This is a genomic window from Trinickia mobilis, assembly GCF_017315705.1.
GTDB classification, from domain to species: domain Bacteria; phylum Pseudomonadota; class Gammaproteobacteria; order Burkholderiales; family Burkholderiaceae; genus Trinickia_A; species Trinickia_A mobilis.
The window spans coordinates 94,158-115,141 of record NZ_JAFLRF010000020.1; the positions used below are offsets into that span (position 1 = coordinate 94,158).

Sequence of the window (20,984 nt, forward strand, 5' to 3'; positions counted from 1 at the left end):
CAACGTTAGAAATGTGAGCCGCAGGATGGTCGACGAGTAGCACGTCGGCATGTAACCAGAGGGGACAACCAAGTGCGAACTAAGTCAGGCTGGGATCTGGACAAGAGTCAGGCAAATTATCACGCGCTTTCGCCTGTTTCTTTCTTGAACCGAACGTCAAAGATTTTTCCGGATCACATGGCTGTGGTGTATGGGAAAACCCGCCTAACCTATCGGGAATTCGCGGACCGCTGCGAACGAATGTCTGCTTTTCTTGACACTCGCATGGTCGGTCCGGGCGACGTTGTTTCGGTCATGCTGCCTAACATCCCGGAAATGCTCGAACTGCATTTCGCGGGGATCGCCGGCGGCCGGGTACTGCACCCCATCAGCACGCGTCTGGATGCTCGGGCAGTCCGGTTTCAGCTTGAACACTCACAAAGCAGCGTGCTGGTCTTCGACCGCGAGTACGCAGCGATCGTGACCGAAGCACTCGCGGAAATGGACAGCCCACCGTACGCGCTCGAGGTCGTTGACGTCTATGCGTCGTACGACCAGGGGGCGTCGGCCTACCCGAACTATGAAGACGCCCTCGCTAACGTCGCCGATCCCGTGTGCCTGACCGGTCCTCATGACGAGTGGCAAGCCATCGCGCTCTCCTACACGTCGGGTACGACCGGCAACCCGAAGGGCGTGGTCACGCATCATCGCGGCGCGTACCTGAATGCGATGGCCAACACCGTCGGCTGGTCGCTTGAGCAGCATCCGGTCTATCTATGGGTGCTGCCGATGTTCCACTGTGACGGATGGTGCTTTCCATGGTCGATAACGTTGCTTGCCGGCACGCACGTGTGCCTGCGCAAGGTCGACATCGACGTGATATTCGCGCTGGCGGAGTCGGAAGCCGTCAGCCATTTCTGTGCGGCGCCTGTGATTCTGTCGATGCTGGCAAGCGACGCGAATACCAGCCAGCGCTCGTTCCAACGGCCGGTGAAGATTCTCACTGCGGGCGCGCCGCCGCCGGCTGCCGTCATCGAAGCGGTCGAGGGCATCAACACTCACATTACGCAGGTTTATGGGCTAACGGAGACCTATTCGTCGACAGCGATCAGCGTCTGGAGGCCCGAGTGGGACGCTCGACCCAAGCACGAGCGCAGTCATCTGAAAGCGAGGCAAGGCGTTCAATATCCGGCGTGCGAAGACATGGACGTGGTCGACTCGCAGCATCGCTCCGTGCCGTGGGACGGACAGACACTGGGAGAGATCGTCGTGCGTGGCAATACAGTCATGAAAGGCTACCTGAACAACGCAGCAGCGACGCAGGAAGCATTCAAGGGCGGCTGGTTTCACACCGGCGACTTGGCGGTCCGTGATGCGGACGGCTACATATCGATCAAGGATAGAACGAAGGACATGATCAATTCGGGAGGCGAGAAGATATCGTCGATCGAAATCGAAGAGGTGCTGTTCGAACATCCCGCTGTTCTCGAGGCTGCGGTTATCGCGGCGCCGGATCCGAAATGGGGCGAGGTGCCGTGGGCCTTCGTGAACGTCAAGCCCGGTATGCGCATGACGGAAGAAGAGGCGATGAACTTCTGTCGCACGCGGCTTGCTAAGTACAAAGTGCCGAAGCGCGTGGTTTTCGGGCCGCTTGAGCGAACCGCGAGCGGAAAAGTGCAGAAATTCAAGCTTCGCGACATTGCTGCGGAAATTGGTACCGATGCGCACGCAAAAGAGCAGGTTCCGGAATAGCGTAGGTTCGCCCGTTCTAAACGGGAGTGAGAGGCACGGCAATGACAGAAGTACCGGCGGAAAATGAATTGGCGGTTGATGCACTCGAGTCGCCTGTCGTGGACAAGCACATGATCTGCGCCAGTTGTGACATTGCGTGCCCGGTGGTGGCCAAAGTCAGGGATGGGCGTGTGATCCGGATTCGCTCTTCGTACAAGCCGTCCTTGCGCGAGAACATCTGTGTCAAAGGGATCTACGCGCACAAAGGCTTTGAGAATCCCGCGCGGATTACGCATCCTCTCAAGCGTGTGGGCGAACGGGGTTCGGGCAAGTGGCAGCAGGTCACATGGGAGGACGCGCTCGATGACATCGCGCAGAGGCTGACGCGCGTGGTTGATCGCTACGGTCCCGAAGCGCTTGCGGTTGCGACCAGCGAATGGAATACGTCTGTGGACAACGGCGCCGGCCGTCGCTTCATGAATCTGCTGGGCTCACCCAACTGGATCAGCGGCGTGGCGTTATGCGCCGGCAACACGGCTGCGATTAACCGCATGGTGTACGGCTGGTTCCCGAACCCCGACTTTGGCAAAACGGATTGCATTGTGCTCTTCGGTCACAATCCGAAGAAGCATAGCTGGACGCCCGTCTACAACAAGATACGCAAGGCACAGGCCCGCGGCGCAAAATTGATCGTCATGGACCCGCGCCGCAGCGAGAATGCGGAGCTTGCCGACGTCTGGCTGCCACTGCGCGCCGGCACCGACGCCGCGATGGCCTTCGGTTGGCTGAACGTGATCATCGAAGAAGAGCTTTACGACCGCGCATTTGTCGACACATGGACAGTCGGGTTCGATGCCTTGAAGCAGCGCGCAGCCGAGTATCCGCTCGAGCGCGTGGCTGCCATTACCGGAGTCGATGCGCAATTGATCCGCCAGGCCGCCAGGATGTATGCACAGGCGAAATCCGCCATTATTCCGTGGACACCGATCACGGACCAGCAACTCAACAGTACTTCGGCGATCCGGTTGCAATGCACACTTCGCGCATTGACGGGCAACATCGATGTGCCGGGCGGTGAGTTGCTGCAGGGATTCAACCCCGACATCGTGTCGCAATCCGAACTCGAATTGCATGAGTCGTTGAGCGACACGCAGAAGGCGAAGCAACTCGGGGCCGACACCCATCCCGCCTTTACCTATCGAGGGATGGCTGCACTAGGCGAGCCGACCGCACGTGTTTGGGGCAGGGAGTACGCCAATCTGATGACTGGCTGCTACATGGCCAATCCGCTTGCGACATTCAAGGCGATGGCGGACGGCGTGCCGTATCCGGTCAAGGCATTCATCTCGCTGGGCAACAATACGATGATGGGCCTGGCGAATCTGCAAACGATCTACCGCGCGATGATGAACCAGGATCTCATCGTGGTGCATGAGCACGTCAAGACGCCGACGGCGCAACTCGCAGATTACATTTTGCCCGGGGACAGTTGGCTCGAACGTCCGTTGATGTACGAGGCATTCGGCTGGACCGCAACGGTTGCCGTAACCGACAAGGCGATTGAACCGCCCGGCGAATGCCGTAGCGTCTACACATTCTGGCATGACCTTGCAGCCCGCATGGGGTTAGGCGCGTCCTTTCCATGGGCGACGCTGGAAGACGTGTACGACTATCGCCTTCGAAAACTCGGCGTCAGCTTTCGCGAATTCGTGGCAACGCGTCAATTCCACGCGCCAGCGCCGCAATACCGCAAGTATGAAACGACCGGTTTTGCGACACCATCCGGAAAGGTCGAGTTGTACTCTTCAGTCCTTGAGAGCCTCAATTTCGACCCGTTGCCCTATTACCGCGAAGCGCCAGGCTCGAGCGCTTCGTTTCCCCTGATGCTGTTCATGGGCGTGCGCGACGATCCGTTCTTTCAGACTGGCCAGCGTCATATTCCGGAGCTGCGCCGATTGTGTCCCGAACCCAAGACCTATCTGCACGCCGATGACGCCCGGAGCGCAGGCATCGAAGAGGGTGAATGGATCGAACTGGAAACGGCATCCGGCAAGGTGCGCGCACGCGCTGAAATTCGTGACGACATGCCGCGCGGTCTCGTCAGAATTCCGCATGGCTGGTGGCTGCCGGAATCTCAAGAGGGCAAAGAGAATCTCTCCGGTGCGTGGGTGTTCTCCGATGCCATGGTCACAAGCGACGATGAAGCGTACATGGACCGCGAGCAGGGCATCCCGCATCTGAAGGGCCTGCCGTGTCGCATCTTGAAGGTTGACAAGGCATCGGCGACAAAGCTGGTGGTGCCGCAACTCAATCGAACCGGCGCTGGCGCATAGCCGGCATCACAGTGCCCCCCGGAGGATGCGCACGGGGCAGGTGGACATCAATGGCGCGTCATTCAATATCGCGGATGTCGATTTGCGGTCTTTGTCCTACAACGCCAGCCGAGAATCCGCCACAGGGACTTCGATCCGCAATCTTGCTATGGCCGAAAGGGCTGTGCTCAATTCAGCCATTGACGGTGCGCCCAGGCAAAGACGAACGCCGCCTTCTATCGCCTCGGGATCGGCGGCAGTGGATGACGGCGGCGTGACCATGACGCCCAGCGCGCTTGCCGCGTGCTCCAGGCGTTGCGCTTCAAGCCTCGGCATCGGCAGCCAGACGTGATAGCCATGGTGGCTGGTTTCCCGCATCACCTCGCCGAGCATGGAGCGCGCCAGTGCAACGCGGCGATCCGATTCGTCCTGAATGGCCCGGCTCACGACTTCGGCCGTTCCGTCGACCAGCCACTGTTCCATGACGGCGCAACTCAGTGGTGACACCATGATCGCGGTCGCCTGCAAGGCCGCCTCGATTTGCGAGTACATCGGGTCCGGTGCCACCAAGCCGCCGATCCTGAGTGTTGGGTTCAACGTCTTGGACATGCTGTTGGCGTAGAACGTCCGTTCTGGCGCCAGCATGGCAAGCGGCGACAGGTTGGCGTCAGCGGTGAGCGTATAAACATCGTCCTCGATGATCGCAATGTCGTGGGTTCGGCAAACCGCGACGATCGCCTCGCGTCGCGCGCGCCCCATCGTGGCGGTAGTCGGGTTCTGCATTGTCGGGGTCACGTAGAGCGCGGCGGGACGGGCGTGCCTCACCGACAACGCCCGATCCAGCGCTTCCGGCGTGACGCCTTCTCCATCAATCTCCACCCCTATGAGACGGGTTCTGTGATGGCGCGCGAGGGCAATCGCGCCCGGGTAAGTCTGCGCCTCCGTAAAGAGCGTGCCGTTAGGCCCGCATGCCACCGATAGCGCAAGGGAAACCGCGTGATGCGCCCCGCCCGTGAGAACCAGCCGGCGGGGATCGGCATCCATGCCTAGCTTGGCGAACCAGCGCGCCAGCAGCCGGCGATGTTCGTCATGCCCGCCCAACGGCGGGTAATCGTTGAACAGGCCCGCATCGATGCGCTTCGCGATCGCCATGAGCGTTCGAGCCAGCACCCGTTCACTCATCACCGCCGGCGGCGCATTGCGGGAAAGGTCGATGAGCGGCCCGCGCCGGGTCTGCGCCAGGGCAACGAACGTGCCGCTGCCCTTGACGCTTCGCACCAGCTCCCGGCGTTCCAAGATGCCGTAAGCCTTCGTCACCGTGCCCACACCGATGCCGAGCGAGTCGGCCAGGTCGCGATGCGCCGGCAACCTATCGCCCGTGCCGAGCCGACCCTCAAGTATGTCTTCGGCAAGTGCTGCCACCAATCGATCCGAGGGCGAGGTGGAGCCCTCGGCAAGCCGTGGCGTCCACGGAGATGTCAGACGCATAACGAATCCCGTAAAAAGTGTCTCGTGACACTTTATATGTTTACTAGAAGTGTATCAATCGTTATGCTCGAAGCTCAATTGCGTCATGAGGAGATCCCATGCCACTCGATTTTGTTCAGGTCGATGCCTTCACCCGCCATCCGCTTTACGGCAACCCCGCTGCCGTCGTGTTCGATGCCGACGGCATTCCGCCGGAGACGATGCAGAAGATCGCGCGCGAGATGAACCTGTCGGAGACAGTCTTCATTCTCAAGCCGACCACGCGGGAAGCCGACTATCGCGCCCGCATCTTCACTCCGATGAGCGAGCTGCCGTTTGCCGGCCACCCGACGGTTGCGGCTGCGCACTCCGTGCTCGCGCGCTACCCCGACAAGGCCAACGCCACCCTGCTGCGTCAGGAATGCGGCATGGGCATAGTGCCCGTCGAAGTCATCCCGACCGTATCGGGCACCCTATTGCGCATGACGCAGGGCGCCCCGGCCTACCACGAGACGGGGCTCACGCGCGAAACTGTGGCGAAGATGCTCGGCTGCCGCGACTCCGACTTGGCTGACAGCCCGTTTGAAGTCGTTTCGACCGGGGTGCCCTGGCTCATCGTCGAACTCTCCCGGTTCGAGGCGATTTCAGCGCTCAATCCCGACCAGGGCTTGATCGCGCGCGAGTGCAAGGCATTGCGTGCGGCCGGCCTGACAGTGTTCGTGGAACGCGGCGATGCCGGCCCTGTGCGCATCCGCGTACGGACTTTCGCGCCCGGCGAGGGAGTCGCCGAAGACCCTGTGTGTGGTTCCGGCAATGGCTCGGTCGCGGCATTCATCGCGCGCCACAAGCATCCCGGAGAAGCCACCGGCAGCTATGTGGCTGAACAAGGCATCGAGATCGGCCGTGATGGTGAGGTACACGCCTCATGGGAGCGCGAGGGCGATGTTCTGCGCGTACGCATCGGAGGCGAGGCAGCCGTGGCCGCCAGTGGCCAACTGCACCTTTAAGGTGCCCGGCCCACGCGCAAGCGTGGGTTAAGCATGAGGGAGAACCCCTCATTGATCTGTCGAAACAACGCGCGGCAATGGTATTAAATGGCTCGGGTCAACTCAGGCACCAGCTCGAACAGATCACCCACCAGACCATAATCGGCGATTCCGAAGATGGGCGCATCGGCATCTTTGTTGATGGCCACGATGACTTTCGAGTCCTTCATGCCGGCAAGATGCTGGATGGCTCCCGAGATGCCGACTGCGATGTAGAGTTCGGGCGCAACGATTTTCCCGGTCTGCCCAACTTGCAGGTCGTTCGGCGCGAAGCCTGAGTCGACAGCCGCGCGCGATGCGCCAACAGCGGCTCCCAGCTTTTCCGCCAAGGGGTCCAGGAGCGAGAAATTGGCGGCGCTCCCGAGGCCGCGTCCGCCGGACACAACCGCAGCCGCGCTGGTCAACTCCGGGCGCCCACTTTTCGATACGTTGCGCTCGACGAACTTGGAAAGTCCACTGCCCGCTACCGCAGGCCGCGACTCGATACGGCTCGTTGCGGCGGAGGAGGTCGCGGCTTCGAACGACGTCGTGCGAATCGTAGCTACGATGACGGGGTCGGCAGACTGCACGGTCGCGATAGCATAACCGGCGTATATCGGGCGCTTGAAGGTATCGCGAGAGACAACCGCAATGACGTCCGACACCTGTGACGAATTGAGTTTCGCTGCGACACGCGGCGCGACGTTCTTTCCCGAAGCCGTCGAAGCGAAGAAGATATGACTGTACGAGCCTGCGACGGCAAGAATCTGCGCCGCCACCGTCTCCGGTAGTTCGTTTGTGAACACGGGGGAGTCGACGACGAGAACCTTGGAAACACCGCCAAGTCGACTAGCTGCGTCGGCCGCAGCGTCGACGCCGTCACCGAGGACAAGCACATGTACGTCTTCGCCGACCTTCGCGGCGGCAGTCACGGTGCTCAGCGTCGCGCCACGCAAGGTTCCGCTTTCATGTTCAGCAATGACGAGTATCGTCATGATCAGATTACCTTTGCTTCATGCTTGAGTTTATCGACGAGGGCCGCCACATCGGGAACGATGATTCCGCCCTTGCGGCCGGCAGGCTCCTCGACGGAGAGCGTCTTGAGCTGGGGCGTCACATCGACCCCCAAGCTCTGAGCATCTATCGTTTCTACGGGTTTCTTTTTGGCCTTCATGATGCTCGGCAGCGTCACGTATCGCGGCTCGTTAAGCCGGAGGTCGGCAGTGACAATGGCGGGCAGGTTCACCTCCACGGTTTCGAGACCTCCGTCGACTTCGCGGGTGACCCTGACGACGCCGCCGGACACTTCGATAGCACTGGCGAAAGTCGCCTGGGGCCAGTCAAGAAGACCTGCGAGCATCTGGCCTGTCTGGTTGGCATCGTCATCAATTGCCTGCTTTCCAAGGATGACCAGTTGAGGCTGTTCCCTATCGACCATTGTCTTGAGAAGCTTCGCAACTGCCAGCGGCTGAAGTACTGCCTCCGTCTGAACCAGGATGCCGCGGTCGGCACCGATAGCCAAAGCAGTGCGGATGACATCCATGCTTTGTGGCGCGCCGCACGACACAGCTACGACTTCGCTGGCCGTCCCAGCCTCTCGAAGACGCGTGGCAGCTTCTACCGCAGTCTCGTCGAACGGGTTCATCGACATCTTGACGCCGTTTGTCTCAACGCCCGACTTGTCTGCCTTGACGCGCACTGAGACGTTGTAATCCACGACTCGCTTAACCGCTGTCAGAATTTTCATCTTCTCTTCTCGTTGCTGGGTCCGACCACTTTTCATTCAAGTTTTCGTGAAGCTCGACGCCGGCAGCAGCGATTCACCTTCTGGTGAGTACCTGCAGGGGCTGCGCCCGGCGTTCGACTTGCGGAGGGAACAAACCGTCAGGCCCGAGCCGAAGTCGATATGAACGAGGCAGAAGAAATTCTGGCGGCGAAAATCCCTGGTCGGGGTGACATAAGAACATCTACTGCCGGAGTTAAGCCGGCCTATGAGGAACGAGCGGCCGGACGACGGGTCATATCCGACGCCTTGTACTGAGACATGCAATGAGACTCTTCTCGAAGACCATAGCGACCTGTCGGCGCCGATCGCCCTGTATGAGTTGCTGCGACGCAGCAGAGGGTTGTCCCTGACGCGGGATGGGCATCTCGGCGGTTCTTATTAGCGGGCCGCAATCAGCCTCATTAGAGTGTCTAATATCGCCCCCGTTTTTTTGGCGAGGTGAGTAGCGTCATTAAGATTTGGAGCATCCGGGCATTGCGACAAGTCACCGACAGCGCCTTGTTTCCATCCCCTTCGATTGCTGAATCCTGACCACAAGGAGTGAGAGTTGGATAACACGCGCCGTAAGTTCATCAAGCAAGCTGGCTGCCTCAGCCTCGCATCTTCGCTAGCCGCGTTCCCGGCATTGAGTCGAGCGTCCACGACGGTTGCCTATGGAGGTTCCTCATGGCTGGGGCACTATTCAGCCTACCTCGCTATGAAGAGCGGGATCTTCAGTACGCTAGGCATCGACCTCAAGTGGCAATCGTTCGGGACGTCATCGGCACGCATGGGCGCGTTGATGGCCGGGAACCTGGACGTCGGCGGTACGGGGGTCGTGTCCGCACTCGCGCTGATGGCCGACGGGGCACGCCAGTTTCAGCTAATCTCGACCCCGGATAGCTATAGCCGCTCAGAGGGGCTTCTCGTACATGACAACGTCAACAGCCTTGCCGACTTGAAAGGTAAGAAAATCGGCGTGACCTACGCCTCGAGCTCACACGTCTTGCTACTAGACGTACTCAAGCAGGCTGGCATCGCCCAGTCGGCGCTGACGATTATCAATCTACCCGCTCCGGAATTGCTGTCCGCTTACGAAGGTAAGCAAATCGATGCGGCGGTGGCCTGGACGCCGACGTTCGACAAGATTCGGGCTCTGCCGGATACCAAGCTGCTCCTGGACGACACCGCCTTCTCGCTTTACAAGCAGTTTCAGATCGCGCCCGGTCCGGATGTCTTGTTCGTTCGGACTGCGTTTGGCAAGGAAAATCCGGAAGCGACGAAGAACTTCCTCAAGGGTATTGGTCAAGCCAACGACATGCTCGTCCAAAAGCCCGAGGAATCGGCGAAGCTACTGATGAGCCTGACGAACCTGACGTACGACGAGCAACTTGCTGTCGTCAAACAAACGCAGTGGTACGCGCCCTCAAAGCAGAAGGCCATGTTCTCGCTGGGAGCGGACGGTCAGCCATCGTCGTTTATTGCGGGCTTGCAAAAGCTGGCGGATATGCTGGTGACGTTGAAACAAATCGACAGCGCGCCTCGTGTCCAAGAGTGGGTCCAGGCGTCCTATTTTTGAGGTGCAGCATGGCAGAGAAGAATGTCGGTCTGACCGTTGCGAGAGGAGGCCCAAGCTTCTCATTTCTGAGGTCTAGCGCGGGGAAAAAGAAGAACTGGCGCGCGAACGGCGGTCTGGCCGTCGTTAGCGCTTGCTCCCTGATAGCGTTCATCGGCATCTGGGAGCTGGTTTGCCGCCTTGGGCTCGTGGATCCCATTTTTTTACCGGCACCTTCACAAGTGTTCGCACGCGGGGTTCGACTGTATGAGAACCATGTCTTGCTGATGGACGTCGTTTCGTCCACACGCCGCGTGATGGTCGGGTTTCTCGCTGCAGCGTTCGTTTCAATCCCACTTGGCATAGCGCTAGGTACCTCGCGAGCGGCGCGGGCCGTCTTTGACCCGCTGCTATCGTTCTTGCGTCCTTTGCCCTCAATGAGCTGGATTCCGCTTTCGTTGCTTTGGTTCGGAATCGACGAGACGCAGAAATACAGCATCGTTTTCATGGGGTCCTTCGCACCGGCGTTGCTCTACGTCATTGATGCGACGCAGAGCATCGACCCGATTCTCGTTCGGGCCGCGCGAAATCTTGGTGCAAACCGATGGCAGGTCATGCGCGAGGTCATCCTGCCCGGATGCATGCCGCAAATCCTGTCGGGCATGAAGGTCATTCTCGGGCTCTCCTGGACGTGCGTGATTTCGGCCGAGCTTGTCGCCGCACAAGAGGGGCTTGGCTTCTTGATCATGAACGGGAAGGAATTCTTCCAGACCGATACCGTGGTCCTGGGCATGGTGATGATAAGCATCACCGTGCTTATCACCGACGCGGTATTTCGGTTTATTGAACGCGGAGTGCTGTCATGGCAGAAGTAATGCAACCGATGATCAGACTGGAAGGTGTCAGTAAATCTTTCGGTTCGCTTGAAGTCCTCCAGGCAGTTGACCTCGATGTTGCCAAAGGCGAATTTCTCGTGCTGCTTGGCGCGTCCGGGTGTGGAAAGTCGACGATGCTGAACTTGATTTCGGGCTTCGAACCGCCGACGAAAGGTCAGGTCGTCGTCAACGGTCGCCGAGTCAAGGACGTGGAACCGGCGTGCGGCATGGTCTTTCAGCAATACGCTTTGTTCCCTTGGAAGACCGTCGTCGAGAATGTCGAGTTCGGGCTGAAGATGCGAGGTGTCGGGCGGACAGAGAGGCGGGAACGCGCGCTGCAGTTCGTTGAGTCAGTCGGACTGAAAGGTTTCCAGGACGCGTATCCTGCAAAGCTCTCCGGCGGTATGAAGCAGCGCGTGTCTATCGCGCGGGTCCTTGCTAACGATCCATCCGTGATGCTGTTCGACGAGCCGTTTGCCGCGCTGGATGCCATGACGCGGCAGGTTCTCCAAGAACAACTGTTATCGATTTATCAAAAGAGCGGTAAGACGATTGTCTTCATTACGCATTCAATCGACGAAGCCTTGATGCTGTCGACTCGGATGATAGTCATGGGTTCGAAGCCGGGTCGCGTCGTGCAAGACATCAAGAACGACCTGCCGCTTCCCAGGTCAGCCGATATTCAACTCTCGCCAAGGTACGTCGAGCTTAAGCGCTCTATCTGGGAAACCGTGCAGGTCGAGGTCATGAAGGGTCTGGAAAGTCATTGACCGGCCGCGCCCAAAGCTAATTGAAGACGTTCTTTGGCAGCGACGGGAGCGCCTCACGCAAAGCCGGTTCGATAAGGTTATGGACGGTATCGACAGATACGTTGGCTAAGGTGTCGGCGAGTTCCGCCCACTCCGAATTTCGCGTCAGCAGGAAAAAATAACGCTGACCTAATCGGCTCGTTGGAAGCGGTGACACTACCACGTTGTCCAAATACTGACGCGACTGCCAAAGGCAGAGCGGTGTCGTAATGGTGCAACCCAGGCCGGACGCCACGAGGCTAAGCAACGGGTCGCTTGTGTCGAACTCGAATTTTCGCGGAGCCTCGATTTTAAGATGTCGAACAAATCGTTCAACCTGCTGCGCGATGACAGACCGACTGGTATAGCGAATCAACGGCAGCAGCTTCAAGGCTTCTTGAAATGCGAGTTGAGGGTGGGCGAGTGAAAACGCTCGTGGAAGCACGGCAACGAATGGTTCTGAAAAGAGGGTCCGCTGAGTCACCCGCTTCGAATCAAGCGTGGCCTCCGTGCAGACTGCGATGTCTAGCTCTCGGTTGACGAGCTGCTCGCTGACGGCCGGCGTCAGGCCGGACCACATCTCGAGGTCTTGCACCCGGTCAGCGAGACTCTTGACGAGTTCGGGACCCACGGTTGCGGCAAACGAGTCCACGCACCCTATCCGCAACTGCGTTGCACCGGCTTTAGCCGCTGCCCGTACATTTTGAGTCACGGCATGAGCATGCTCAAGAAGCCCTCCAGCTTGTTCGAGCAGTACTCTTCCGGCGGCCGTGGGTCTGAGAGGCCGAATGTCCCGGTCGAACAGCAATCCGCCCTGTTCTCGCTCAAGTGATTTGATGAGCTGGCTCACCGCACTTTGTGTCACGCCAAGTACTCGGGCAGCTTCCGTCATGGATGCCGTGTCGCACACGGTCACGAACACCTGCAACGCTCGCCAATCAACGGTTGTTAGAAGAGTGCGCACGCTTTTGCTCCGAAATTTGTGACGACTGGACCACCAGATCGTGCCCACTTCAGCGACAGATTCTGCTCGACATAAGTTTATCTAATTTCGAGTCGCAAGAAACCGCAGTCACCTACGATTCAGCTAATCAAGTCATGCAAACCGCAGAGGAAGTTTCGTGGACAAGACCTTGTCGAATAACGTCAAGTACGACCCGGCGTCGGTTGCGGGTAAGCAGCCGCCAGTAGCAGACGAAACCGATTTGCTCATTGTCGGCGCCGGCAGCGCCGGAATCGCGGCAGCTTTGAGCGCGGCGGGAAAGGGCTTGCGCGTAACGCTTGTCGACGAAAACCCGGTTCCCATCGAAACCATGGGCGCAGAGATTCCCCTGCATTTTGGCGGGAGAATGGGCGCGGTCGTCGCAAATCGAAACGCGGTGTTCGAGACGATGCTCGATACTGCCTCTGAACTCGGCGAGGCGCTGGAAGTCGGCGTGGACGTGCGCCTTGGCACGGCGGTATGGGGGCTGTTCCCTCAACGAGCGACTGCGGCCTGGATTGATGGTTGTGTCGCCGGGCTAGCGGACGATGACCGTACCTACCTCTTGCGATTTCGGCAGGTCATCGTAGCGTCGGGCCAGCGTGACATGGGCCTGGCCTTCGATGGTTGGGAGCGGCCGGGGGTGATGGGAGCCAGCGCTGCCTACCGCCTTGCCACGACCTACGGCGCGCTGGATTCGAAGACGGCAGTCCTGGTCGGAAGCGGGACCGCATCGCTGCAGATCGGCAATGCGTTGGCAGATAAAGGCGTCAAGATTGCCGCCGTGGTCGAGCAAGGAAGCGCCATCAAGGGTGACGAGACTTTGCTCGCGCGACTTGAGTCCCAAGGCGCCCGCGTGTTCACTGGGCACGTAGTTCGCCAAGCAGTAGGCGATGCTTATGGTGTAAAGGCGGTCGTTCTGACGAGCATCGACTCGTGCGGCAAGCACATTCCGCAAACGGAGCAGAGAATCGAATGCGATACCGTGCTATTGGGCATCGCTTCCATACCGGCAATTGAGTTGCTGGAAGCGGTAGGGTGCGCGACGGCATTCCAGGCCGAGCGCGGCGGTCACGTCGCTTTGGTCGATGCCAATCAACGGACGTCCCTTCCGTTCGTATTCGCAGCAGGAGATTGCGCAGGGACATGGGGCCGCAAGTCATCGTCGAGCGAAGTCGCGAAACGAGAAGGGCGCATTGCCGCTGCTGCTGCGCTGCAGGCGTTCGGTGTCGAGTCGAGCATCGAGGAACCGGTGGTCCCCGATAGCTTTCAGGGCGACGCAGGGCAAGACCGCTGTGCTTGGGTTAGAGCGTCTGTCGTAGAAGCGCAAGGAGAGCCTTACGTCTGCCAGTGCGAGGAAGTCACGGCAGCGGAAATTCTTGAAGTTCGCCCTCCGCGCTACCTTGAATGGGAGCCGCGCGACGAAAAAGTCCATACCCGCGGGATAGCCGGCCTGGCGTGCGACGGACCGCCGAATCCGGACATCGTGAAGCGACTGACTCGCGCAAGCATGGGTCCCTGCCAAGGTCGGCGTTGCCGCGAGCAAGTGGCGGCACTCCTCTCGATTGAATCCGGCACTCCGTTGCCCCAGGTACCGCTCGCGACTTTTCGCGCGCCGGTGCGCCCGCTTGCGCTCAAGCAGTTGGCCACGCTCGAAGAGGCGCCTGGAACGGCAGAGCACTGGGACAGTTGGTTCCACATCGCGTCGCAATGGGTTCCGTTCTGGCAGTCGACCCCACCGTACACGGCAGCCGGCCGCCAACAACGCGGTCCGGTGGCAAGTGAGTAGGCGCGGCGGTCAGTCCCAGTCAAACACGCGTGGCGGATACAAACATGGAACCAAATAAACAGATCGTGGAACATGAAGCACCGAGAGGCGCCTCGGTCGTCATCATCGGCGGGGGCGTGACCGGGCTCAGCGCGGGCTGGTGGCTAGCGCGAGAAGGCGTCGACGTACTCGTGCTTGAGGCCGGGCTCATAGGCTGGGGGGCTTCCGGGCGAAACGGCGGCGGGTGCTCCCACCACCATAGTCCACTGTTTCTGGAGGAGCAGCGGCTATGGCCCATGATGGACGATCTGCTGGGTTACCCCACTGAGTTCAGGCCGAACCGGATTCGCATCGCCCTGAACCACGAACAGTTTCAGCTATACCGGCGGGCGTTGACGAATGGCGCGCATCATGGGTTTCGCTCGGACGTGCTGGATCCCAGGCAGGTGCGAGAACTGGTTCCGTACGCCGGAGACAACGTCTTCGCGGGATATTTCTATCACTTCGGCGGACATGCAAACCCTCACCGGACATTGCAAGGCTACGCCTGGGCCATGCAAGACCATGGTGGTCGGCTTTTGCAACACACGACGGTGACCGGCTTCGAGAAAAACGGCGATAAAGTGGCTGGCGTTCAAACCACTCGCGGCGTGTTCGCCTGCGACCATGTCGTCATCGCTGCCGGGCCGCACACGGGCGAGCTCGCCGCGATGCTCGATATCGACGTGCCGCTGGTTGCCGCAAGGGCGGAGATGATTGTCACAGAGCCACTTCCTTTGATGGCGATCGGAGGGGTGGATGGAAACGGACTCTATGGCCGGCAGACGCTGCGCGGCAATCTTGCCTATGGCGGCGGTCCTCACGAATGGATCGACCATCGCGACATGCGCCGCGAGCGCGCACACTCGACCCCGTTGCAAAGCAGTATCGCCGCACGTGTAGCCGCGCTTTTTCCGAAAGTCGCTCACGCGCGGGTCATTCGAAGCTGGGCGGGATTCATCGAGAATACCCCGGATGGTCGACCCATCATCGACCGGGCAGGCGGTGTGGCCAACGTAACGGTAGCGACGCTCTCCAGCGTGGGATTCGGCTTGTCGCCGGCGAGCGGTCGCGCTATCCGCGATTTGGTTGTCGACGGCGCTTGTCGTTTTGCCGACCTATCCACGTTGTCGCTTTCACGATTTGTGCAACTCGAGCCGGAGTGGAAGGAGATGCAAGGATGGTTGCCCCTGCCGGCAGGACTGATCTGACGTTCGAGCGACGCCGTTACCATTGAGCCATTGCTCAAAAGGAACGGCGTCGAGACGCTGTCTATAGAACGGCTTCATCATTGGAGCCTTACGACACCGCACCCGAACCGTACTTCCCGACCAGTAGTTCGCCCGTCGAGAAGCGCTCGATGGAATACGGCCGCAAAGACACGTCCGTAGGCAGGCCTAGCGCTTCTTGGGCAAGAACACGCCCAACGGTGGGAGAGAGCTTGAAGCCGTGACCCGAGAAGCCATATCCGACCACGAGGCCTTCGATGCCCGGCAATTTCCCGAGCACGGGATTCCAGTCCGGGGTCACGTCGTACACGCCGGTCCAGGACGAGGCGATGCCCGCGGTTTCATATTCAGGAAAGCGCTCCGCGACTTGGCCACCCACCTCTATGATGTAGTCCATCGGGATGTCGCCTTGCTCGACTTCCGCTGCGTTGAGCTTTTCTCCTGCGATCCCCTCGCTGACAAGCATCTGGTTGCCGCCGTAGCTTCGGCAGTACAGCATCCCAGGCGATGCCAAGTCCTTGAAGACCGGCATGGAGAACGTATATTTCGCGGCTTCGCATTCAAGCGCCAAGACTGCATGGCGCTCCGGCATCACGGGTAGCGAGTGGCCCGTCCAACCGGCGAGTTCAGGTGTCCAGATATTTTGCGTGCTGACGACCGTCGACGTGAAGAAGTCGCCGATGCTGGTAGAGACGCCGGCGATCTTGCCGTTTTCGATGATCAGCTTATTGACCTGCGCATTTTCGCGAATGGTGACGCCGCCCTTGCGGGCCGCTCGTGCAAAGCTCGTGGCGACGAGATAGGCGTCGGCAAACCCCGCTTCCGGCTCATACCCGATAAGCGCCGCGTCCGCGAACTGAGCGATCGGCAGGAGCTCTGAAGCTTGCTTCGCATCGAGGAACTCGAGCGGGATGCCCTGGGCTTTCTGCTGCGCCAATGAGGCGCGTAGCGGCTCGAGTTTGTCGCCTTCCGGCGCGCAAATCATGTATCCGGACTTCACCAGGCCACACGACGCCTCTTCATCCTCGAGATACGCAGAAAAGTTGTTGAAGACATTCCACGACTTCCGGGCGAGCTCGACGTTTTCCTTTACCGAATAGTGCGTGCGCAGGATGCCGGACGACTGCGATGTAGTGCCGGCTCCGATGGTCCCGCGGTCGAGAACGAGTACGTTCTTTGCACCGAGCCGGGCCAATTGATACGCTACCGAGCTGCCGACGACACCAGCTCCAATGACAATCACGTCGTATGTTTTCACGAGTCTGCTTCCGTTTTTTCCAGTGTATCTAAGTGTGATACAGCCAAAATCGACGTCCAAAGGTATAAGCAAACTTGATGTCTCTTAGAAGCCGCACTGCAAACGCGATTCTTAGCCAATGGTGTCATCGACGGGGGCAGGCACCCGCACCCATCCTTCCATCAGCACCCGGGCGCTGCGGCTCATGATGGCTTTCGTGACGGTCCATTCGCCGTTCACTTGACTGGCCTCTGCACCGACCCGCAGCGTCCCTGACGGATGGCCGAAGCGCACCGCGTTGCGCTCGCCGCCGCCCGCAGCGAGATTCACGAGCGTGCCCGGTATCGCCGCGGCCGTGCCGATGGCAACCGCCGCCGTGCCCATCATCGCGTGATGGAGCTTGCCCATCGACATCGCGCGCACGAGCAGGTCGACGTCCGCGGCGGCGACGCGCTTGCCGCTGGACGCCACGTAATCCGCAGGCCGCGCGACGAACGCGATCTTCGGCGTGTGCTGCCGGGTGGCGATCTCGCTCAAGTCCTTGATCAAGCCCATGCGCAGCGCGCCGTACGCACGGATGGTCTCGAACTTCTTGAGGGCCTCGGCATCGCCGTTGATCGCGTCCTGCAGCTCGGTGCCGGCGTAGCCGATGGCTTCGGCGTTCACGAAGATGGTCGGGATGCCCGCGTTGATCATCGTGGCTTTCAGCAGGCCGACGCCGGGCACGTCGAGATCGTCGACCCGATTCCCGGTCGGGAACATCGCGCTGCCGGCGCCATCCTCCTCGGCGGCCGGGTCCATGAACTCGAGCTGCACTTCGGCGGCGGGGAAGGTCACGCCGTCGAGTTCGAAATCGCCCGTTTCCTGCACCGCGCCGTCGGTGATCGGCACGTGCGCAACGATGGTCTTGCCGATGGTGGCCTGCCAGATGCGCACGGTCGCCACGCCGTTTTGCGGCACACGGCTCGCGTCGATAAGCCCCGCGCTGATCGCAAACGGTCCCACGGCGGCAGAGAGGTTGCCGCAGTTGCCGCTCCAGTCGACGAACGCCTGATCGATGGAGATCTGCCCGAACAGGTAATCGACGTCGTGACCGGGCTTGCTGCTCTTGGAAATGATGACGGCCTTGCTGGTGCTCGAAGTCGCGCCGCCCATGCCGTCGATTTGCTTGCCGTACGGGTCCGGGCTGCCGATCAGGCGCAACAGCAGCGCGTCGCGCGCCGCGCCCGGCACTCGGGCGGCTTCGGGCAAATCCTGCAGGCGGAAGAACACGCCTTTGCTGGTGCCGCCGCGCATGTAGGTGGCGGGAATCTTGATCTGGGGAAGGTGGGCCATGGGGTGGGTATCCTGAGGAGACCGCGGGCGGCACGTTGTCGTGCCGTCCGCGTGTGATGTCTGAACGCGTTGTTATACGGCTTTCATCAAGCCGCCTTCGACGATTCGAGGAAGTCCTGCGCGAAGCGCTGCAGCACGCCGCCTGCTTCGTAGATCGAGACTTCTTCCGCGGTGTCGAGCCGGCAGGTCACGCTCGCTTCCACGCGCTCGCCGTTCTTGCGATGGATGACGAGCGTGAGATCCGCGCGCGGCTTGCGCTCGCCGATCACGTCGAAGGTTTCGGTGCCGTCGATGCCAAGCGTCAGCCGGTTCACGCCCGGCTTGAACTCGAGCGGCAGCACGCCCATGCCGACGAGGTTGGTGCGGTGAATGCGCTCGAACCCTTCGGCGACGATCGCTTCCGCGCCCGCCAGGCGCACGCCCTTGGCCGCCCAGTCGCGCGACGAGCCCTGGCCGTAGTCCGCGCCCGCGATGATGATGAGCGGCTGCTTGCGGTCCATGTAGGTTTCGATGGCTTCCCACATGCGCGTGACCCGGCCTTCCGGCTCGATGCGCGCGAGCGATCCCTTCTTCACCTGGCCGTCGACCACCGCCATCTCGTTGACGAGCGTCGGGTTGGCGAAGGTCGCGCGCTGCGCGGTGAGGTGATCGCCGCGGTGGGTCGCGTAAGAGTTGAAGTCCTCTTCCGGCAGGCCCATTTTGGCGAGGTATTCGCCCGCGGCGCTGTCCGGCAGGATCGCGTTGGACGGCGACAGGTGGTCGGTCGTGATGTTGTCGCCGAGCACCGCGAGGGCACGCAGGCCGCGCAGCGTGCGAACGCCCGCCAGCGCGCCTTCCCAGTAGGGCGGACGGCGGATATAGGTGCTTTGCGCGCGCCAGTCGTAAAGCGGGCTGATCGGCTCGCTGCCCGTGGCCGTGACGGCGAACATCGGCTCGTAGACCTTGCGGAACTGCTCGGGCTTGACGCTTTGCGCGACGATCGCGTCGATTTCCTCGTCGCTCGGCCAGAGGTCCTTCAGATACACCGGCTTGCCGTCCGGATCGGTGCCCAGCGCGTCCTGCTCGATGTCGAAGCGGATCGTGCCGGCAATCGCGTAGGCCACGACCAGCGGCGGCGACGCCAGGAAGGCCTGTTTGGCGTACGGATGGATGCGGCCGTCGAAGTTGCGGTTGCCCGAGAGCACGGCGGTCGCGTACAGGTCGCGCTCGACGATCTCCTGCTGGATCGCCGGATCGAGCGCTCCCGACATGCCGTTGCACGTGGTGCACGCGAACGCGACGATGCCGAAGCCGAGCTGCTCCAGTTCAGGCAGCAGCTTCGCTTCTTCGAGGTAAAGCTGCACCGCCTTGGAGCCCGGCGCGAGCGAGGACTTGACCCACGGCTTGCGCGCGAGCCCGCGCGCGTTCGCGTTGCGGGCCAGCAGGCCCGCCGCGATCACGTTGCGCGGATTGCTCGTATTCGTGCAGCTCGTGATGGCCGCGATGATGACGGCGCCGTCGGGCATCTGGCCCGGGATGTCTTCCCACTTGCCGGCGATGCCGCGCGCAGCCAGATCGGCAGTCGGCAGCCGCTTGTGCGGGTTGGACGGGCCGGCCATGTTGCGGACCACGCTCGAGAGGTCGAACTTGAGCACGCGCTCGTATTCGGCGTGCTTCAAGGTGTCGGCCCACAGGCCGGCGGTCTTCGCGTACGTTTCGACGAGCTTGACCCGCTCGTCGGCGCGGCCCGTCAGGCGCAGGTAGTCGAGGGTCTGCTCATCGATGTAGAACATCGCCGCCGTGGCGCCGTATTCGGGCGCCATGTTGGAGATCGTGGCGCGGTCGCCGAGCGTGAGGCTCGCAGCGCCTGCTCCGCGGAACTCCAGATAGGCGCCCACGACCTTTTCCTGGCGCAGGAATTCGGTCAGCGCGAGCACGATGTCGGTGGCCGTGATGCCGGGCTGGCGGCGGCCGGTCAGCTCGACGCCGACGATATCGGGCAAGCGCATCCACGACGCGCGGCCGAGCATCACGTTCTCGGCTTCGAGGCCGCCCACGCCGATCGCGATCACGCCCAACGCGTCGACGTGCGGCGTATGGCTGTCGGTGCCGACGAGCGTGTCGGGGTAGGCCACGCCGTCGACGGCGTGGATCACCGGGCTCATCCGCTCCAGGTTGATCTGATGCATGATGCCGTTGCCCGGCGGAATCACGTCGACGTTCTTGAACGCCTTCTTGGTCCAGTTGATGAAGTCGAAGCGGTCAACGTTGCGGCGGTCTTCGATGGCGCGGTTCTTCGCGAACGCGTCGGGGTCGAATCCGCCGCATTCGACCGCCAGCGAGTGATCGACGATCAGTTGCACCGGCACGACCGGGTTGACGAGCGCCGGGTCGCCGCCTTGCGCCGCGATCGCATCGCGCAGGCCGGCGAGGTCGACGAGCGCGGTCTGGCCAAGAATGTCGTGACACACGACGCGCGCCGGGAACCATGGGAAGTCGAGCTCGCGCTTGCGTCCGATGATCTGTTTGAGCGACGCGGAAAGCGTGGCCGGGTCGCAGCGGCGCACGAGGTTCTCGGCCAGCACGCGCGACGTGTAGGGCAGCTTGTCGTAGGCGCCGGGCTCGATCGCATCGACCGCGGCGCGCGTGTCGAAGTAATCCAGCCGGGTGCCGGGCAGGGGTTTGCGGTTTGCGGTGTTCATAGCGTGGGGAAAACGCGAGTTATGAGCGGGGCGGTCGGGGGACTGCGCGGGTTGTGTCGCGCATTATCCCCTTTCCCCATCAACGCTTTTCGATCGGCACGAATTTCAGGTCTTCCGGGCCCGTGTAATTCGCGCTGGGGCGGATGATCTTGTTGTCGATGCGCTGCTCGATCACGTGGGCGCTCCAGCCCGAGGTGCGGGCGATCACGAAGAGCG

16 protein-coding genes are annotated in these 20,984 nt (G+C 61.1%); 8 read left to right on the plus strand and 8 right to left on the minus strand.

Annotated features, from left to right (window positions below):
* The first annotated feature begins 72 nt into the window (after positions 1–72).
* Positions 73–1,731 carry an AMP-binding protein gene (locus J3489_RS23940; protein ID WP_207002293.1) on the plus strand — a complete coding sequence of 553 codons (1,659 nt, stop codon included), beginning with the start codon at positions 73–75 and terminating at the stop codon, positions 1,729–1,731.
* Between the two features lie 41 nt (positions 1,732–1,772).
* Positions 1,773–4,043, plus strand: a complete 2,271-nt coding sequence (locus J3489_RS23945; protein ID WP_207002295.1) for a molybdopterin-containing oxidoreductase family protein — start codon at positions 1,773–1,775, stop codon at positions 4,041–4,043.
* 96 nt (positions 4,044–4,139) lie between these two features.
* Here J3489_RS23945 and J3489_RS23950 read toward each other — a convergent pair whose 3' ends face one another.
* Positions 4,140–5,444, minus strand: coding sequence for an aminotransferase-like domain-containing protein (locus tag J3489_RS23950; protein ID WP_309491416.1), 1,305 nt, complete (start codon positions 5,442–5,444; stop codon positions 4,140–4,142).
* 164 nt (positions 5,445–5,608) lie between these two features.
* Between J3489_RS23950 and J3489_RS23955 the strand changes: the two genes are divergently transcribed.
* Positions 5,609–6,496 carry a PhzF family phenazine biosynthesis protein gene (locus J3489_RS23955; RefSeq protein ID WP_207002299.1) on the plus strand — a complete coding sequence of 296 codons (888 nt, stop codon included), beginning with the start codon at positions 5,609–5,611 and terminating at the stop codon, positions 6,494–6,496.
* 83 nt (positions 6,497–6,579) lie between these two features.
* Here the strand turns inward: J3489_RS23955 and J3489_RS23960 are convergent, their stop codons facing one another.
* Together J3489_RS23960 and J3489_RS23965 are read right to left on the minus strand one after the other, a co-directional pair.
* The gene (locus tag J3489_RS23960; protein WP_207002301.1) at positions 6,580–7,509 is read right to left on the minus strand and encodes an electron transfer flavoprotein subunit alpha/FixB family protein; all 930 of its coding nucleotides are present in this window, start codon (positions 7,507–7,509) and stop codon (positions 6,580–6,582) included.
* A 2-nt stretch (positions 7,510–7,511) separates the two neighbouring features.
* A complete protein-coding gene (locus J3489_RS23965) occupies positions 7,512–8,261 on the minus strand; it encodes an electron transfer flavoprotein subunit beta/FixA family protein (protein WP_207002303.1) in 750 nt (249 codons plus the stop codon).
* Positions 8,262–8,847: 586 nt separating this feature from the next.
* Here J3489_RS23965 and J3489_RS23970 point away from each other — a divergent pair.
* Genes J3489_RS23970 through J3489_RS23980 form a run of 3 tightly spaced genes read left to right on the plus strand, consistent with a single transcriptional unit; the run spans position 8,848 to position 11,479 of the window.
* Complete coding sequence (locus J3489_RS23970) at positions 8,848–9,858, plus strand: ABC transporter substrate-binding protein (RefSeq protein ID WP_207002305.1); 1,011 nt, start codon at positions 8,848–8,850, stop codon at positions 9,856–9,858.
* Positions 9,859–9,866: 8 nt separating this feature from the next.
* A complete protein-coding gene (locus J3489_RS23975) occupies positions 9,867–10,709 on the plus strand; it encodes an ABC transporter permease (protein WP_207002307.1) in 843 nt (280 codons plus the stop codon).
* Positions 10,697–11,479: an ABC transporter ATP-binding protein gene (locus J3489_RS23980; protein WP_242540243.1), complete on the plus strand. Its 783-nt coding sequence runs from the start codon at positions 10,697–10,699 to the stop codon at positions 11,477–11,479. The genes J3489_RS23975 and J3489_RS23980 overlap by 13 nt, the downstream gene beginning before the upstream one ends.
* Positions 11,480–11,495: 16 nt before the next feature.
* Here the strand turns inward: J3489_RS23980 and J3489_RS23985 are convergent, their stop codons facing one another.
* Positions 11,496–12,461, minus strand: a complete 966-nt coding sequence (locus J3489_RS23985; RefSeq protein WP_207002309.1) for a LysR family transcriptional regulator — start codon at positions 12,459–12,461, stop codon at positions 11,496–11,498.
* Positions 12,462–12,618: 157 nt separating this feature from the next.
* Between J3489_RS23985 and J3489_RS23990 the strand changes: the two genes are divergently transcribed.
* Both J3489_RS23990 and J3489_RS23995 read left to right on the plus strand, forming a co-directional pair.
* The gene (locus tag J3489_RS23990; RefSeq protein WP_207002311.1) at positions 12,619–14,268 is read left to right on the plus strand and encodes an FAD-dependent oxidoreductase; all 1,650 of its coding nucleotides are present in this window, start codon (positions 12,619–12,621) and stop codon (positions 14,266–14,268) included.
* Positions 14,269–14,312: 44 nt separating this feature from the next.
* Positions 14,313–15,497 carry an NAD(P)/FAD-dependent oxidoreductase gene (locus J3489_RS23995; protein ID WP_207002313.1) on the plus strand — a complete coding sequence of 395 codons (1,185 nt, stop codon included), beginning with the start codon at positions 14,313–14,315 and terminating at the stop codon, positions 15,495–15,497.
* Between the two features lie 88 nt (positions 15,498–15,585).
* Here the strand turns inward: J3489_RS23995 and J3489_RS24000 are convergent, their stop codons facing one another.
* From J3489_RS24000 to J3489_RS24015, 4 genes are all read right to left on the minus strand, one after another.
* Positions 15,586–16,773 carry an NAD(P)/FAD-dependent oxidoreductase gene (locus tag J3489_RS24000; protein ID WP_207002337.1) on the minus strand — a complete coding sequence of 396 codons (1,188 nt, stop codon included), beginning with the start codon at positions 16,771–16,773 and terminating at the stop codon, positions 15,586–15,588.
* Positions 16,774–16,884: 111 nt separating this feature from the next.
* On the minus strand, positions 16,885–18,087 hold the full coding sequence (prpF, locus tag J3489_RS24005) for a 2-methylaconitate cis-trans isomerase PrpF (protein ID WP_207002316.1): 1,203 nt from the start codon (positions 18,085–18,087) through the stop codon (positions 16,885–16,887).
* Between the two features lie 86 nt (positions 18,088–18,173).
* Positions 18,174–20,768, minus strand: coding sequence for a Fe/S-dependent 2-methylisocitrate dehydratase AcnD (acnD, locus tag J3489_RS24010; RefSeq protein ID WP_207002318.1), 2,595 nt, complete (start codon positions 20,766–20,768; stop codon positions 18,174–18,176).
* Positions 20,769–20,847: 79 nt separating this feature from the next.
* A partial coding sequence (locus J3489_RS24015; protein WP_289623115.1) for a citrate/2-methylcitrate synthase occupies positions 20,848–20,984 on the minus strand: 137 nt, incomplete at its 5' end.

What these genes read in the sequence shown, in the direction of transcription:
- J3489_RS23945 (WP_207002295.1), top strand. Translation starts at nt 1,773, where the DNA reads ATGACAGAAGTACCGGCGGAAAATGAATTGGCGGTTGATGCACTCGAG.
- J3489_RS23955 (WP_207002299.1), top strand. Translation starts at nt 5,609, where the DNA reads ATGCCACTCGATTTTGTTCAGGTCGATGCCTTCACCCGCCATCCGCTT.
- J3489_RS23960 (WP_207002301.1), bottom strand. Translation starts at nt 7,509, where the DNA reads ATGACGATACTCGTCATTGCTGAACATGAAAGCGGAACCTTGCGTGGC.
- J3489_RS23965 (WP_207002303.1), bottom strand. Translation starts at nt 8,261, where the DNA reads ATGAAAATTCTGACAGCGGTTAAGCGAGTCGTGGATTACAACGTCTCA.
- J3489_RS23975 (WP_207002307.1), top strand. Translation starts at nt 9,867, where the DNA reads ATGGCAGAGAAGAATGTCGGTCTGACCGTTGCGAGAGGAGGCCCAAGC.
- J3489_RS23980 (WP_242540243.1), top strand. Translation starts at nt 10,697, where the DNA reads ATGGCAGAAGTAATGCAACCGATGATCAGACTGGAAGGTGTCAGTAAA.
- J3489_RS23995 (WP_207002313.1), top strand. Translation starts at nt 14,313, where the DNA reads ATGGAACCAAATAAACAGATCGTGGAACATGAAGCACCGAGAGGCGCC.
- prpF (WP_207002316.1), bottom strand. Translation starts at nt 18,087, where the DNA reads ATGGCCCACCTTCCCCAGATCAAGATTCCCGCCACCTACATGCGCGGC.
- acnD (WP_207002318.1), bottom strand. Translation starts at nt 20,768, where the DNA reads ATGAACACCGCAAACCGCAAACCCCTGCCCGGCACCCGGCTGGATTAC.